At 62.7% G+C, this 16,102-nt stretch carries 14 protein-coding genes and 1 tRNA gene; 7 read left to right on the top strand and 8 right to left on the bottom strand.

The window, feature by feature from the left end:
• Window positions 1-117 precede the first annotated feature (117 nt).
• The gene (locus F1542_RS15700) at window positions 118-804 is read right to left on the bottom strand and encodes a protein-L-isoaspartate O-methyltransferase (RefSeq protein ID WP_193733869.1); all 687 of its coding nucleotides are present in this window, start codon (window positions 802-804) and stop codon (window positions 118-120) included.
• 180 nt (window positions 805-984) lie between these two features.
• Between F1542_RS15700 and F1542_RS15695 the strand changes: the two genes are divergently transcribed.
• Window positions 985-1,058: transfer RNA gene (locus F1542_RS15695), tRNA-Cys, on the top strand.
• Window positions 1,059-1,253: 195 nt separating this feature from the next.
• On the top strand, window positions 1,254-1,739 hold the full coding sequence (locus F1542_RS15690; protein WP_193733868.1) for a DUF523 domain-containing protein: 486 nt from the start codon (window positions 1,254-1,256) through the stop codon (window positions 1,737-1,739).
• Between the two features lie 217 nt (window positions 1,740-1,956).
• On the opposite strand, the gene F1542_RS15685 is transcribed toward F1542_RS15690, so the two are convergent.
• Window positions 1,957-4,134: a beta-N-acetylhexosaminidase gene (locus tag F1542_RS15685; RefSeq protein WP_193733867.1), complete on the bottom strand. Its 2,178-nt coding sequence runs from the start codon at window positions 4,132-4,134 to the stop codon at window positions 1,957-1,959.
• A 179-nt stretch (window positions 4,135-4,313) separates the two neighbouring features.
• Window positions 4,314-5,600, bottom strand: a complete 1,287-nt coding sequence (gene gluP, locus F1542_RS15680; protein WP_227672801.1) for a glucose/galactose MFS transporter — start codon at window positions 5,598-5,600, stop codon at window positions 4,314-4,316.
• Window positions 5,601-5,761: 161 nt separating this feature from the next.
• Between gluP and F1542_RS15675 the strand changes: the two genes are divergently transcribed.
• From F1542_RS15675 to F1542_RS15655, 5 genes are all read left to right on the top strand, one after another.
• Window positions 5,762-7,114 (top strand): PLP-dependent aminotransferase family protein, encoded by a 1,353-nt coding sequence (locus F1542_RS15675; protein WP_193733866.1) that lies wholly within the window; start codon window positions 5,762-5,764, stop codon window positions 7,112-7,114.
• Window positions 7,115-7,196: 82 nt separating this feature from the next.
• Entirely contained in the window at window positions 7,197-7,493 is a 297-nt protein-coding gene (locus F1542_RS15670; protein WP_193733865.1) for a putative quinol monooxygenase, read from the top strand.
• The gene (locus F1542_RS15665; RefSeq protein WP_193733864.1) at window positions 7,468-8,661 is read left to right on the top strand and encodes an arabinose transporter; all 1,194 of its coding nucleotides are present in this window, start codon (window positions 7,468-7,470) and stop codon (window positions 8,659-8,661) included. Before F1542_RS15670 ends, F1542_RS15665 begins: the two co-directional genes overlap by 26 nt.
• A complete protein-coding gene (locus F1542_RS15660) occupies window positions 8,658-9,890 on the top strand; it encodes a Tm-1-like ATP-binding domain-containing protein (protein ID WP_193733863.1) in 1,233 nt (410 codons plus the stop codon). Before F1542_RS15665 ends, F1542_RS15660 begins: the two co-directional genes overlap by 4 nt.
• Window positions 9,868-10,698 carry a phosphoenolpyruvate hydrolase family protein gene (locus F1542_RS15655; protein WP_193733862.1) on the top strand — a complete coding sequence of 277 codons (831 nt, stop codon included), beginning with the start codon at window positions 9,868-9,870 and terminating at the stop codon, window positions 10,696-10,698. The genes F1542_RS15660 and F1542_RS15655 overlap by 23 nt, the downstream gene beginning before the upstream one ends.
• A gap of 106 nt (window positions 10,699-10,804) precedes the next feature.
• On the opposite strand, the gene F1542_RS15650 is transcribed toward F1542_RS15655, so the two are convergent.
• From F1542_RS15650 to F1542_RS15630, 5 genes are all read right to left on the bottom strand, one after another.
• Complete coding sequence (locus F1542_RS15650; protein ID WP_193733861.1) at window positions 10,805-11,302, bottom strand: DUF4232 domain-containing protein; 498 nt, start codon at window positions 11,300-11,302, stop codon at window positions 10,805-10,807.
• The gene (locus F1542_RS15645) at window positions 11,299-11,778 is read right to left on the bottom strand and encodes a hypothetical protein (protein ID WP_227672800.1); all 480 of its coding nucleotides are present in this window, start codon (window positions 11,776-11,778) and stop codon (window positions 11,299-11,301) included. Before F1542_RS15645 ends, F1542_RS15650 begins: the two co-directional genes overlap by 4 nt.
• Before the next feature lie 2 nt (window positions 11,779-11,780).
• The gene (locus F1542_RS15640) at window positions 11,781-13,154 is read right to left on the bottom strand and encodes a voltage-gated chloride channel family protein (RefSeq protein ID WP_193733859.1); all 1,374 of its coding nucleotides are present in this window, start codon (window positions 13,152-13,154) and stop codon (window positions 11,781-11,783) included.
• Between the two features lie 481 nt (window positions 13,155-13,635).
• Window positions 13,636-14,577, bottom strand: coding sequence for a glyoxylate/hydroxypyruvate reductase A (locus tag F1542_RS15635; RefSeq protein WP_193733858.1), 942 nt, complete (start codon window positions 14,575-14,577; stop codon window positions 13,636-13,638).
• Between the two features lie 379 nt (window positions 14,578-14,956).
• The gene (locus F1542_RS15630) at window positions 14,957-16,051 is read right to left on the bottom strand and encodes an AraC family transcriptional regulator (RefSeq protein WP_227672799.1); all 1,095 of its coding nucleotides are present in this window, start codon (window positions 16,049-16,051) and stop codon (window positions 14,957-14,959) included.
• Between the last annotated feature and the right edge of the window lie 51 nt (window positions 16,052-16,102).

The following is a 16,102-nucleotide window of genomic DNA, read 5'->3' as shown; positions in this document are numbered from 1 at the left end:
AGTTTCCCCGCATTCCCGTCCCCGCCCTGATATGCCATGCGCGAACATGCCGTTCGCATGCCCTGTTTACGGGCAGGATATTGCGCAGGCGTTAACCGGGGCCGGGCCGCCGCGCCATCAGAAGACGAAGGCGGGGTCCGGTTCCAGTTCCGGCAGCAGCGGCACCGCGACATCAAACAGGGGCTGCACCGCGCTGCCCTGTGCCGTGCGCACGACACGACTGACGGATGTCACCCCCGAATCAGCGCAGACCGGTGCGATCACCCGTCCGGCCTGCGTCAGCTGCCCCAGCACCGCCGGGGGCACGGCGCGCACTGCCCCGTCAATCATGATCAGGTCGTACGGCCCGTGATCCGGCGCGCCATGAACCAGCGCGCCCTCGCGCCAGTGTACGTCGGGCGCCCATGTGAAACACAGCGCCCGGCCGATGTCCGCCAGCCGCCGTTCCGATTCGAGGGCCGTCACCTCCAGCGCCTCCCCCATCGTGGCCAGCAGGGCTGCCAGGTATCCGGTCCCTGCCCCCACCACCAGCACGCGTTCCCCCCGCACGGGTTCGGCAACCTGCAGCATGCGTCCCGTCACACGCGGTTCGGTCAGGTAGCGCCCTTCCCCCAACGGCAGGTTCTGGTCGGCATAGGCAAAGGCACGCAGGGCCTCGGGCACCGCCTGTTCACGCGGCAGCGCGCGCATGGCCGCGATGAGATGGGGATTGCTGACCTGCGCGGGACGGATCTGGGCATCGACCATGCGCTGGCGGGCCGCACCAAAATCGAGAGGCACATAATCGGGGTCTGTCTTGTCCATAACGTTTCCTTGAAACACGCTGCCCTGACGGGATAAGGGGTCGGCCGCCCGGCCGGACGGGCAACATTTTCCCGGCTTTTTTCTATTTATGCGCCGCTTTTACACCGAAACAACGCCCCACCTGCACACAACGGCTTGACCTGAGGCACATTTCAGCGGATATAGCGCCAGAGCCGCTGAGGTCTGGTGGCAGAATGGTGATGCAGCGGACTGCAAATCCGCGTACGTGGGTTCGATTCCCGCCCAGACCTCCAAGCCTTCCCGCACTATGCGCGTTCGTAGCTGCAATCCCTTGAAATCCGACATATATCCGTCATTCAATGGCATGGAAATACGCGTCCTGTTCCACAGGATGGGGGTATTCCCGGGGGCATCAATCCGGGTCGATACCGCCGTGGGGCGGGTATTGACCGGTTCCTTCCCGTGACCGGTCATGCCATGTTCAGGCCATGAAACCGACCCTGCTGATCAGTGGCTGTCTGTCTGGCCAACCCGTCAGGTATGATGGCACCGCGCGAACCCTGATGCAGGACAGTCTGGCGCGCTGGCAGGCGGAGGGGCGGGTCATCGCCTTCTGCCCCGAAACCGCCGCTGGCCTGCCGACACCCCGGCCACCCGCCGAAATCATCCGGGGGCGGGACGGCACCGCCGTTCTGGACGGATCGGGCCGCGTATGTGAAGCGGACGGCCATGATGTGTCCGCCCCCTTTCTGGACGGCGCGTACCGGGCGCTGGATCTGGCACGACGCCATGGCTGCCGGTTTGCATTATTGATGGACGGCAGCCCTTCATGCGGCAGCAGCTTCATTTATGATGGCCAGTTCACGGGCACACGGCATGCAGGACAGGGCGTGACGGCGGCATTGCTGCGCCGTAATGGCATTGCAGTCTACGCGCCAGCCCGGTTTTCCTGCCTTGAAACCCTAATGGACTGAACGGTGCCCCTGACAGGGATGCCCTGCAGCAATACGATCGCCGGATTATGGACGGGGGGTATGGAACAGATGCGGATTCCCCTTGTCCCTTCCCACCGGACAATGTGGAACGATAGACGGTCGGACCGTTTCCCAATTACGCGCTGCCCCCACAGGCTTGCTGCAAGGTCATGCCGGTCAGCACGATCTGTCCGTGCATGAGGGGCGGACTGTTACCCTATCGGGTCCCTGTACCCTGCTGCGCCACCCTGTCTGACGATCGCGCAGCCTGCACCAATGCCGCGATGCCCGGCGTGATATCAGGCAGCAGGTCACCCGCGGGCTGGGGGCTGGTCCTGACCGCCAGCATGGAAGCAGATGCGGCAAACTGGCCCTGCGCCATGGCAAGTGCGGCTTCAGCCTGTTCATGCCAGCCGGTCGCAGGTGCGTTCATGGCATCCAGCCCCGCCTGCGCCAGTCGCGCCAACAGGGCCGATGCGGGCAGCACCTCCGCGACGGCAGGATCGCGTTGCGCCAGCAGCCGCAGGCGGGCGTCATTATCGCGCCAGTTTTCCAGCCGGGCGCGCAGGCCTGGCGCCAGATCCTTGTGTCCCGCAAGATAGGACAGCACGTCACGGTGAAAAACCGCGGCCTGCGTATTGTCCGTCGCCGCGATATCGGCGGCACGGTCCAGCGGGCGCGGATCGGCAGTGGGGACAACACGGCTGGGACCAAATACGTGGTTATGGGCATAATTACGCACCGGGCTGGTGACGGACAGCAGGGTTGCCAGCGGCGTTACGTCATCGGGGGCCAGTCGCGCCATCATGCGCGCCCGGTCGGCTGTCGCGCGATTGCCCAGCAGTTCCAGTTCCGCCTGAACAACCGGCAGGCGCGCGGCAAGGCTGGCTGCATCACGCACGCTGGCTGGTGACCAGAACCGCTCCGCCAGTGCTGCCGCCCGGGGCCACAGGCGGTTGTCGAGCATTTCTTCCGTCACGATTTCCGTCCACAGGGCGGTCTCCGCCCCCATGACGCGGGCATCCTGTGCGGACGTCATGCGCGCTGCGGGATCCAGTGCAAAGGGTTCGAGGAAAGATGCATGGGCCTGCGCCACCTGATCGGGCGGCAGGCCATTGCCCTGCGGGTCCAGCGGATCAACCCGGTAATGTTCGGCCGCAGGCAACAGCAGATCAAGATAATACCCCGATGACACCACGACCGGATGCCCCGCCAGCGTGGCCGCTGCCGTATAACGTGACCCGCGCCACGGCTCGATCACGATGCTGGCGGGTATCGGGGCGTCCAGCAATTCGTCCCAGCCCATCATGATCTTGCCATCGCGCGCCAGCATGCCATGCACACGTTGCGTATACATGGCCTGCAGGGCGGCGGTGGTATAGCCATGCTGCTGCATATAGGCGTTTATATGCGGGTTTCCCGTCCATTCATCGGGCCGGACCTCATCACCACCCACATGAAAATAGGCATCGGGAAACAGTCCCGCCATTTCATGGTACAGCCTGGCGATAAAGTCACGGGCCTGCAGACTGGTCGGGTCAATCGCGGCCCGGACCACCCGTTTCGGGTCCATGGGCGTGGTCACGGGCTGGGCCGCATATTGTGGATAGGCCAGCAGCAGCGCGTAGCTATGCCCCGGCGTATCGAATTCCGGCACGATACGGATCCCCCGCTGCGCCGCATAGGCCACCAGTTCACGCACCTGCTGCTGCGTATAATACTGCCCGTGGGACGCCACCTGCTGCAGGCGGGGATACAGCCTGCTTTCCACCCGGAAGCCCTGCCCGTCCGACAGATGCAGGTGCAGTACGTTCAGTTTTGTCAGTTCCATCATGTCCAGCTGGCGCTTCAGCGCGGCAAGGGACATGAAATGCCGGCTGACATCCACCAGCAGGCCCCGCCATGCAAAACGCGGGGCGTCATCGATCTCGACCGCGTCCAGCACCGGCCCCGTCTCCCGCCGTTCCACCAGTTGCAGCAGCGTCGCCAGACCACGCAGCACGCCCGCCGGGCCATCGGCTTCCAGCGTCGCGCCCTGCGCATCAGTCCGCAGGCTGTAGTGTTCCTGCATGTGGATGGACAGCATATCCGCATCCGGTGCCAGGCAATGGATACGCAGGATCAGCCCCGGCTGGCCGTCCGGTGCGACGGCACGCGCGGACAGGGCGGCAAGACGCTGCGTGAAACGCTCTACCGCATGGTCCAGCAAGACGGATCGCATCCCCTGCCATTCCACCGCAACGCCTCCGGTCAGTGGCATTGCATCGGGCTGGAGGTGATAGGTCCGGGGCTGCGGCATCAGCGCCGGTTCCGCCACCGCCGCAGGCATATACGCACATATCCCCACCATGAATACGAACGGCAGACCAGACCGGAAACGACGGATATCGGGCATGGCAGCATTATTTTCCGTAAAAGAGCGTTTCAGAATGACATATTTATAAATAATGAAAGCTTTTTCGTGCTGCTTTTTCCAAAAAGGCAGCGTTTACCAAAGCTTTTTGAAAAAAGCTTCACCAGAAACTTTCTTATGATATGCGGGACGTTTCACAGACGCCCCGTCACGCCGTTCCATTATCGCCCATCCCCCAGGTCTGGATTTGACCGACCCGCACGCCCCATCCACAGCGCGTATCCACCGATCATGCCATAGGCGGGCAGCATGATGCCCACAAAGGCAGGTTTCATGCCAACAACCGGAATCAGCCCGGCAAAAAGCTGCGGCATGAACGCCCCACCCGAAAACGCCATGACCAGCAGCGCCGTGGCGCGATACTGTCCTTTACCCGCCGCGTGCAGCACCAGGGGAAACAGGATCGGCATCATCATGGCATTGGCCAGCCCCAGCAGCGCCACGCACATGACCGACCCGACACCCGCCGTCATGGCCGCGACAAGACACAGCATCACCCCCAGGATAGTGGATGCCAGCAGATAGCGGACCATCGTACACCGGCCGGGCACCATGACCGTCCCGGCCACATAACCCGCCAGCATGGCCCCCAGTGTCAGCGAGGTCAGGAACCGCGCCTGCCCCAGCGAAATTCCCATCCCACGCCCGTAAACGCCAATGGCGTCCCCCGCCATGACCTCGACCCCCACATAGATGAATACCACACCAATCCCCAGCCATGCCCGCAGGGGCATGCGTCCGGAATGCGGCGTGGCGGCATCCCCATCAACCAGCCGGATATCAGGTAGACCCGCACGACGTAGCCCGAAGGCGACACACAGCAGCACAACCGCCATGCAGCGATAGGGCACCACCACGGCATGCGCGAACGTGGCCAGCACAGCCGCACGCTGTCCCATGTCCACCGCACCGGTCAGATGGGCCATGACACCGGCAATATCGTGCATGACCAGAACGGAAAATATTATTGGTGCGATAATACCAGATACCTTATTGGCAATCCCCATGGTCGCAATGCGCCGCGCCGCCCCCTGTGGCGGCCCCAACATGGTGACATACGGATTGACCGTGACCTGCAGCAGCGTCAGTCCCGCCCCCAGTACAGATAGCCCCGACAGCGCACCGGGATACCAGCGCTGGCCCACGCATTCCCCGAATACACATGTGCCTGCCGCCATGATGACAAGGGCCAGCACGATCCCGTCGCGCAGTCCCACGCGTCGCGCCAGCCCCATCGCGGGAAAGGCGCAGGCAAGATAGGACAGGTAAAAACACATCGGCACCAGGAATGCGCCCACCGGGCCAAGGCTGAAGGCAACCTGCACGAAAGTGATCAAGGGGCCGTTCAGCCACGTGACAAAGCCGATGATGAAAAACAGCCCGGCCATGATGGCCAGTGGCCGCATGCCATGGACGCCGTCCGTTCCCGCCAAACGATACTGGGCCAAGTCTTTCCCCCCTTCTGTCGGGACGTCCCCCGTCCGCGTCCGGATTGTAATGGATACGCAACATCATACATGGAAATGACGGCCGCGAGGCCGCATATTTCGTGCCCGGTCATGACCTGCTATGCCGGGCATGACCCGCAACAGGACAGGCTTGGCCCCGCATGCGCCTGAATTCCCCATGGCATCCCTACCTGCCGCCTGGTGACACGCCCCCCGCCGAACGCCTGGCGGATGCACTGGCGGGTGACATAATGGGGGAAAAACTGGATGCGGGGGACCGCCTGCCCGCGCACCGTGACCTTGCATGGCGACTGGGCATCGGGGTGGGCAGCGTAACCCGGGCCTATGCCATGCTGGAACGGCGCGGGCTGGTACGCAGCGTGCGCGGGCGCGGCATGTTCGTGGCCTCCCGCCCCGGTAGATCGGGGCATGTCATCGACCTGTCGGCCAACATGCCGCCCCCCATGTTCGGCAATCGTGCGCTGGCCCGCACGCTGGGCCGCCTTGCCCATACGGTCGATCCGGCACTGTTCAATGTCTATCCCCCCATCGCCGGACATATCGAACACCGCCGGATCATGGGCCACTGGCTGGCGGAACTGGGGGTGGACATGCCGCCCGACCGCCTGCTGCTGACCAGCGGGGCGCAGCAGGCCCTGGGTGTAGCCGCAAGCGTATGCCGCAGGATCCGCACTATCGCCATAACCGAAGAACTGGCCTATCCCGGCATGCTGTCGCTGCTGCGGCAGACGGGGTTTGCACCGCACGGATTACCGATAGACCGTCACGGCCTGTTGCCCGAACCGCTTGATCGCGTGCTGGGCGCCCACGATCATGGTCAGGGCGTGCTGTATGTCACCCCCACCATGCACAACCCCACCACCGCCACCATGGACCACGCCCGCAGGCATGACATCGTGCGGATATGCCGCAACCATGACGCCCTGATTATCGAAGACGACGTCTATGACTGTGCCCGCGATGACCGCTTGCCCCCGCTGGTGACGCTGGCGCCGGAGCGGACGTTTTATGTTAACAGCCTGTCCAAGACCCTCAGCCCCGGCCTGCGTATCGGAACACTTGCCCCCCCTGCCCGCTTCATGGCGGCGGCGGCAGATGCGCTGCTGAATTCATCACTCATGATCGCCCCCCTGTCCTATGCCATGATGGCGCAGTGGATGCTTGATGGCACCGCGACCTCCGTCCGGCGCGCGCTACGGGGCGAAGCCGGGCGACGGCGCGAACTGGCCATGCGTATTCTTGGCCCCGCCCTGACGCCACCCGCCTATGACGCCTTTCACGCATGGATGCCCATGTCGATGGAACAGGCGGCGGATTTCGTGTCCGCAGCAGCGCGTGAAGACGTGCGGGTCACCCCCCTGAAGCCCTTTATAGCCGGGCCTGGCCCCTGCATGCGGGGCGGAATAAGGCTGTGCCTTGGCCCGGCTACCCTGCCCGACCTGACGGAGGCCCTGCGCCGCCTGCATCATGTGCATGCGGGGATGCAGCAATAGTGTCACGTGACACTTTCTTCGTGGAAGGAAAGTGTCACAGCAGCCTATCATTCAGGCAACACACACAAGCCGAGAACGGTCCATGACAGAACAGCCCATTACGGTCATCGCCACCATACGCGTCCGCCCCGACCATGAAAAAGTGGCGATCGCGGCCATCCATGACTGCGTGAAGGCATCCCGTCTGGAAAAAACCAACATTTCCTACCAATGCCATCGTGACGTGTCGGACCCGGAGGTTTTCGTGTTCGTGGAACGCTGGGCCAGCCCCGAAGCCCTGGCCGAACATGAAACCACACCGCATTTCCGCGCGATGGCGGATGTGTTCAGGACCGCACTGGCCGAACCGCTGCATGTGCGCATCACACGTGAAATCTGATAGCGGGCCGCTTGGGCTGCTGGCGCGCCTCGCCATCGCGCTGTTCCTGTCGTACATGGCGGTGGCGCTGCCGCTGGCGGCCCTGCCGGTCGCCATCCTGCACTGGCCAGATTATGGCAATGGCCTTGCGGGACTGGCGGTGGGCATTGCGTTCTTTTCCACCATTCTCAGCCGCAATCATGCCGGGGCCTTTGCCGACATCCGGGGCGGACGGCCGTGCATGCGCGCAGGGCTGGTACTGTATGTGGCGGCCAGCCTGATCTGCGTGCTGGCAGGCATGGGCAGCCTGTCCCATGCCGCGCGTTACGCCATCCTGATCATGGGACGGCTGCTGCTGGGGATCGGGGAAAGCCTGACCATCGTGGGCATGCTGGGCTGGGGTATCGGCCTTATGGGCCAGCAGCGCGCGGGACGGGTGCTGGCGTGGACGGGGGCCGCCATGTATGGCGCCTTTGCCGTGGGTGGCCCGACCGGGCTTGCGATATACGAACACTGGGGGCTGGGTGCCCTCATGGTGGTGTCTGCCCTGCTGCCGCTGGTGGGGTTGGCACTGGTGCACAATGTACCGCCTTCGCAGCCGCATGCCGGGGGCAGGCCGCCGTTCTGGCGCATACTGGGCACCATCCGCTGGCAAGGCATCGCAGTGGCGTTGCAGGGGGTGGGATTTGCCGCCCTTGGGGCCTTCCTGCCGCTGCGCTTCCTGCATGCGCACTGGCCTTATGCCGGGCTGGGGCTGACCTGTTTTGGGGGGGCGTTCGTGGCCGGACGCATCGTATGCGGACACCTGCCTGACCGGATCGGCGGGCTGAAAGTCGCGCTGTTTTCCCTGTTGATCGAGGCGGCCGGGCAGTACCTGCTATGGTGCGCGCCCACACCGCTGCTGGCGCTGGCGGGAGCCGTGCTGACCGGGGCCGGATGTTCCATGGTCTATCCCGCGCTTGGGGTGGAGGTCGTGCGGCTGGTCGCCCCGCACATGCGCGGCACGGCGCTGGGTGGGTTTGCCGCGTTTCAGGACCTGGCCTATGGCGCGACCGGGCCGCTGGCCGGCCTGCTGGCGGACCGTTACGGATATGGGGTCGTGTTTCTGGTCGGCGGGCTGTGCGCCACGGGGGCGGCCATCATCATCCTGACCCTGCTTAACGCCCGCCACGGGAGGAAACCCGCATGACGGCCCATTGCGTCTATATCCTTGGCACCTGTGACACCAAGCGCGCGGAACTGGCCTATATCCGCCAATGCCTGCATGCACGTGGGGTTACGGGGCTGATTGTGGATGTCAGCACACGCGGCACGCCTGCGGATGCGGATGTCAGCGCGCGCACGGTGGCCGCATGCCATCCCGATGGCGAAAGTGCTGTATTCCGCGGTGAACGCGGGCAATCGATTGCCGCCATGGCCGTTGCCCTGCGCCATTACCTGCTGGCGCGCACCGACATGGCGGGGGTAATGGCCATTGGCGGCTCTGGCGGCACGGCGCTGGTGGCCCCTGCGTTGCAGGCGCTGCCGCTGGGGCTGCCCAAGCTGGTTGTCTCCACCGTGGCATCGGGCAATACCGCGCCCTATGTCGGGGGATCGGATATCGCCATGCTGTATTCGGTCACCGATATGGAAGGGCTGAACCGCCTGTCACGCATCATCCTGTGCAACGCCGCCAATGCCATGGCGGGCATGGCGCAGGCCTCGTGCCATATCCCCCCTGACCCGCGTCCCGCCATTGGCCTGACCATGTTTGGCGTGACCACGCCGTGTGTCGATCATATTGTCCATGACCTGTCACGACGGTTTGACTGCCTGGTGTTCCATGCCACCGGCACCGGTGGGCGTGCGATGGAACGGCTGGCGGATGACGGGGTCATACGCGGCTTCATTGACGTGACACTGACCGAGTTCTGCGATCTGGTGGCCGGCGGTATTTTCCCATGCGACACGGACCGTCTGGGTGCCGTCATCCGCACGCAATACCCGTATGTGGGTAGTTGCGGCGGGCTGGACATGGTCAATTTCGGCGCGCGCGCCACGGTGCCTGAACGGTATCGCGACCGTGTTTTTGTCGAACATAATCCCCAGATCACCCTCATGCGCACCAGCGTGGCGGAATGTCGCGCCATGGGCCACATGGTCGGCCACCAGTTGAACCGGTGCGAAGGCGAGGTCCGTTTCCTCTACCCAGAGGGCGGTTTTTCCATCCTCGACCAGCCCGGCGCGCCATTTCACGACCCGGTGGCGGATGAAGCCTTTTATGCCGCCCTGTCCGAAACACTGGACCAGACACCGCGCCGTCGGCTGATCCGCCTGCCCCATGCGATCAACGACCCGGCCTTTGCCGATGCGCTTGCGCATGAATTTTCCCGTATTTTCATGAAGGATACAGACAATGCCCAGCATTCCCCGCAGTGAGATCCTTGCCCGATTCCGCACCATGATCGCCGCACGCAAGCCCATCGTGGGTGGTGGTGCCGGCACCGGTCTGTCCGCCAAGTGCGAGGCGGCGGGCGGCATCGACCTGATCGTGATCTATAACTCCGGCCGGTACCGCATGGCGGGCCGGGGGTCGCTGGCGGGGCTGCTGGCCTATGGCAACGCCAACCAGATCGTCATGGACATGGCGCGCGAGGTCCTGCCTGTCGTGCCTGATACGCCAGTACTGGCGGGGGTGAATGGCACCGACCCGTTCGTGGATTTCGATGTGTTTCTTGATGATGTCAAACGCGTCGGTTTTTCCGGCATCCAGAACTTCCCCACCGTGGGGCTGATTGACGGCAATTTCCGCAAGAACCTTGAGGAAACCGGCATGAGCTACAGCATGGAAGTGGATGTGGTCGCCCGCGCCAACCACAAAGACCTTCTGACCACGCCCTATGTATTCGACCCGGCCAATGCCGTGGACATGGCAAAGGCGGGCGCTGACGTGCTGGTGGCCCATATGGGGCTGACGACCGGCGGGGCGATCGGGGCGGAAACCGCGTTTACGCTGGATGACTGCATTGAACGGATCAATGCCATTACCGAAGCCGCACGCAGCGTACGCCCTGATATTATCGCCCTGTGCCATGGCGGCCCGATTGCCATGCCGACTGATGCGCAGAAAGTCCTGGCCGGTTGTCCGGACTGCCATGGCTTCTATGGCGCATCCAGCATGGAACGCCTGCCGGTTGAGGTTGCCCTGACCGAACAGACCCGCAACTTCAAGTCCCTGACCCGCTAAAAGAGTATCGCAAAACAGATGGAAGTTTTTGGGTGCCGCCTTTTTTTAAAAGGCGGCGTTCCTTGCAGGTTTTGAAGAAAGCCTCACCAGAAACTTCTCTTTACTGTCATTCTGGCGCTGCCCGCCACGGCTGCTGTTCCAGTGTGGGTGGCACGCCGGAGGGGGCGCACAGGCTGCGACCGAAGGATTGTCGTAGCGCACCCCCGTGCAATGGCAGCACCAATGTTGCCGGGGTGATGCAGTAACCCGGGTCAAACGCATTGCCTGACACCCAGCGCAGGGCTGTCCTGACCTGCCCGCCCGGACGCAGCATACCGTCTGGCACGGCCACGCCCTGTTGCCACCGGACCGGGATGGTATGGTGGTGCCCATCTTCAAACGATATCGGACCGGCCGATGCCAGCGAACAGGCCCGTGGACCCGTATTGCGCACCACAAGCCACATTCCGCCATGCATCATGCCATCAAACGCGCCCTGCCCATCATCCAGCACCATGGCTGCATGATGGAATGTGCAATCACGAACCGCATGGGCATGGGCATGGGCATAGACCGGAAGGCAGGACAGACCGAGGGCAATACCCGGCACCATCCACCGCATCATGGTTCCGTGCCCTGCCGTGTCGTCGGGTTCACGTCAAAACGCACGACATGACCGGTCGCGGGGTCAAGATGGCAGGACCATGTAAACGCCACCCAGCGCATGGGGCTGGTGACTGGCAGAAACTGACCGCGCCCTTTTATCAGGGCCGGACTGACCACGACCTGACTATCGGGACGATCATCCTGCAGGAAGAAGCGGTGTGGCTGCGCGCCCCTGCGGACCAGCACGGAACGTGCGGCGTCCTGACACAAGAAGGTGGTCATCTGCCATGCCATGTCCTGCCCCATCACACCCGGACGTTCCCGGGCGGGAAGTGCGGTGATGCGCTGCGTGATGATCCGCCGTTCCGCAGGCGAAGGGGGCGCATTTTCCGTCGCCCATGCATGACTGACCGGCCCCATGCAGACAGCCAGGCACAGGCTGCCCATGGCTACGGCACGATCCATGCGGCCCGAGGGCGTTGATCCGTGGGACATGATCATGATGATGCCTTTTTGCCCGATGAGGTAGGTGTATCCGGCCGATATCCCGTGCGCGCCTGCCGCAATGTGACGCCAGTCAGCATACGGGCGGCGTACCGCTTGGGCACCGCGATACGTTGCGCCAGATAGATCCCCGAATGCCCGGAACAGGCATAGGCCACGAAGCAACCCGTGGCAAAATAGACGATATCAGCCGCCCCGAACAGTTCAACCCCCATAAGCGTGCAGGCCAGCGGCGTATTGGCCGCACCGGCAAACACGGCCACGAACCCCACCGCCGCCATCAGGTCCACCGGTGCATGCAGCCAGGCGGACAGCGCATTGCCCAGACCGGCCCCGATGAAGAACAGGGGCGTGACCTCCCCGCCCTTGAAGCCCGCCGCCAGCACCGCGACGGTAAAAACCAGCTTCCACGCCCATGCCAGCGGATAATGCGCAGGCCCGAAGAAATCGAGGATAGACGCCCCCCCATTTTCCGGGGCGATAATCCCCAGCCCCAGATAATCGCGTGACCCGCATATCCATACCAGCGCGATGGTCACGACCCCACCAATGGCGGGACGCAGCCACGGCGTGGGGCAGACGCGGCGCAACACCGCCGCAACCCGGTGCACGGATTCCGCAAACAGCAGGCTGGCCAGGCCAAACGCCACGCCCGCCACAATCACCTTGGCCAGCAGGATGATGTCGGCATGGAAAAAATGCCCGTCCAGCCCGGCATAACCATGGAAGCCAAGGAGATAGGGTACATGCTCGATCCCCCATGCATGGCAGACCCAGTCCGCCATGGTGGCCGCAAGGATGACGGGAACCAGCGCGCCATATTCAATGCGCCCTACCCGCAGCACCTCCATGCCGAACACCGCACCCGCCACCGGCGTGCCAAATACGGCGGCAAAGCCCGCGGCAATGCCAGATATCAGCAGGATACGGATTTCATGTGGGTCGCACAGACGGCACAACCGACCGATTGCACTGGCAATGCTGCCACCCATCTGCACCGCCGTGCCTTCCCGCCCGACCGATGCCCCGAACAGGTGACTGACAACCGTTCCCACCAGCACCAGTGGCGCCATGCGCAGGGGCACGCCACCGCCGGGTTCGTGAATCTGGTCCACGATCAGGTTATTGCCGCCCTCCGCGGTGCGGCCAAACCAGTGATAGAGCAGGCCAATTGCCACACCCGCCACCGGCAGGCCATACAGCAGCCACGGGTGGGACAGCCGTATATCCGCCGCCCGATCCAGCAGCCACAGGAACGCGGCGCATGCACTGCCAACACACGCTGACAGCCCGATTAGAAGAAACGCCCATTTCAGCAACACGACCACCACACGGCAGCCATCGCGCATGATTACGTCAATATTCATTGATATTCGCCAGACCCGGCATTTTTTCATGGAAAAACAGGCTACTGTGGCCTGCATGCTGACATGATATCTATGGCCCTACACGGATTCCTCCCCTTGTTGCCGCAATGGCATTGGGTAGGAATCATCAGCCCCACGAAGGGAGCGGTTCGACCATCATGGTCTGGCAGAGTCCATTGCCGTGGGTTCTTAAAAGCCCGGATCGCGGCCACGGTCAAGCATGATGGCGTGACCGCTACGTTTTCCCTGCCCGGGTTGCGGTCATGCATCATCCCTGACCGATCGGGCACATGATGGATCTGTGCCGCATACCATCAGCTTTCCGAACGTGTAAGGGACAGCTTCAAATGCAACCAGGGACGTTTTCCATGAAACTTGTCGCCAAAAGGATCCAAGGATTGCCGCCTTTTTGAAAAAGGCGGCATCCAAAAACTTTTGTTATTTTTATCAATGAGTTTTTTTGAAAAAAATCCTTGAAAGATCAGTACCCGCGTCCGGGATCACACAGCAGTGCAGGGCGCTCGTTGCGTTCCATCTGGCCGATGACATCCACGACATAACGCACCTGCGCCTCCCGTGAGGCTTCGGATGCCACATGCGGTGTGACCGTGATCCGTTCATGCCGCCATAACGGATCCCCCGCCGGCAGGGGTTCGGGCACGGTGACGTCCAGCACGGCCCCACCCAGCACGCCTTCGTCCAGCGCGCGGATAAGGTCGGCCTGCACCACATGGTTGCCCCGGCCCACATTGATCAGCCCCGCCCCATGCGGCAACTGTTTCAACAGGTCGTAATTGATCATGCCACGCGTTTGGGTCGTACTGGGCAGCAGGTTGACCAGGATATCTGCGTCGCGGAGGAAATCGGGCAGAGCCTCATCACCGGCGAATACGCGAATGCCCGGCACGTCCCGCGCCGAACGCCGCCAGCCTGACACCGCAAAACCGACATGGTGCAGGTGACACGCCACATACGCACCCAGATGCCCCATGCCCATAATCCCCACCCGCGTTTCGGCACAGGTGCGCGACACGCGGTTGTTACGCCAGACCTCCGCCACCTGCTGCAGCGCCCATGTCCGGGCATCCCGCAACAGTCCCAGCGCCGCCCACAGCACGTAATCGGCCATCAGGGCCGCCGTCTGGTCTCCGCCCATGCGCACCAGCGGGACATGGGCGGGAAAAGCGGGATCATCAAGCAGGTGGTTGACCCCGGCCCCGGTGCAGATGATGGCCCGCAATCCCTTCATGCGGGCCAGATCAGCGGAGGACAGTGTCCAGACCAGCGCGTAATCATCCGCCCGCAGTTCCAGATCAGGGTCATACCATGAACAGGTTTCCAGATCCGGGGCGACATGATGGAAGGCTGTGCGCCATCCCGCCACGTTATCGGGCCCATCCGCGCTGATAATAAGCCGTGCCATCCACTTCATCTCCCTTGATAACGTGCCGTCCCGGCGCCATGATCTGCCCGCCTGAGTGTGGCAGGCCTGACGCCGTGATCTTTCTTTATACTTACGCGCCTTGTTCCTGACGCGTCCATTTCCATCCGACTGACCGGGACAGAAAAACTGCCCATCCGTGCGCGACCGGCATGTCATGCTTTCGCAGCGTTGCCATAATTACAAATACAAATTCAATAATACAGAAATTTTAAAATCATGACTTCACCAGAAATATGTTTTTTAATTCATGATATTGACATACCTGCGCAGGGCAGCAGAAATATTACGATAGTGGATGGACATATCCCTGCAAAATATCAATAATGCGTAGTTTACTTTATATGTATGTAAACCATACCTATGCCTCCCTGCCCTCACGATAGGCACCGGGGGTCATGCCAGTCCATGACCGGAAGGCACGATGAAAGCCCGAGACTTCGGTATAGCCAAGCGAAAAGCCGATTTCCTTGATGGAACGGTCACTGTCACGCAGCATGGCCTGCGCCAGGCGGGCCATATGGTCGTTGACCAGATCCTGAAAACGCACCCCCTCCAGCGCCAGCATGCGACGCAGTGTCCGCGCCCCCATGCCCAGATCGGCGGCGACGACCTCCACCGTTGGGCGTGTCGCGTGCGGCGAGGCGCGGAACTGCGCGCTGATGCTCTGTCGGACACGTTCGACAATGCTCAGGCTCTGGTTGATTCGCGCCAGCATGTTTTCGCAGTAATCCGCCATCATGTTGGCCGCGATATCATTCGCCATTTCGGGCATGCTGCCCAGATGGCTGCGGCAGACGCGGATTTCATTTTCCGCGCATGAAAAATGCACCGGACAGGAAAAATACCGCATATACAGCGCGGCATGATCCGGCCGCGGCACAACCAGGCGGATTTCCGCCAGCTCCAACCCGCTGGATTCCAGCCAGGCACTCCAGTTACCCAGCCATTCCTCGACCAGATACAGCAGGGTACGCGCGGGCAGTTCGGGCAGGACGCACGCGCCGATCACGGCATGGCTGGCATTTTCCACCAGATGCTGGCGGATGCGGATGCCATAGCCCAGCAGCGCCTGGTAACGGATGAAGCGGCTTATGGCTTCCCGCCAGGTCGGGGCGCTGATGCAGGCATAGCCCACCACCCCGAAATCGGCTGCGTTGATATGCCGCCCGGCCAGGAAACCCAGCCCCGGCACCATGACCTCCGTCAGGATACAGTCCAGCAGGCGCACATAATCCCCATACAGGATGTGCGATCCCCCCTGCCGCAGGCCGGAGCGGTCAAGCCCGAAACGGGCCAGGATATGGGCGACGGACACCCCGCGCGATTCCAGCACCTGCAACAGCTTGTTCAGGTGCATGCCCGGTATCTGCAACGCGAACTGTCCCAGTTCCGGACTGCCCGCAGGCGGGGCAGTCACCAATGGGGAAGCCGCATCAGGATCGAATGGCATCATCCGCCTGCCCTGCCGTCCCATTGCTGACGGAACGCCCATGCGGCCCGGAGC

This window comes from Komagataeibacter sp. FXV3, from assembly GCF_015155755.1.
Taxonomy (GTDB): domain Bacteria; phylum Pseudomonadota; class Alphaproteobacteria; order Acetobacterales; family Acetobacteraceae; genus Komagataeibacter.
Note: the sequence above shows the minus strand (reverse complement) of the source record. Positions and strands in the feature narration are given on the sequence as shown.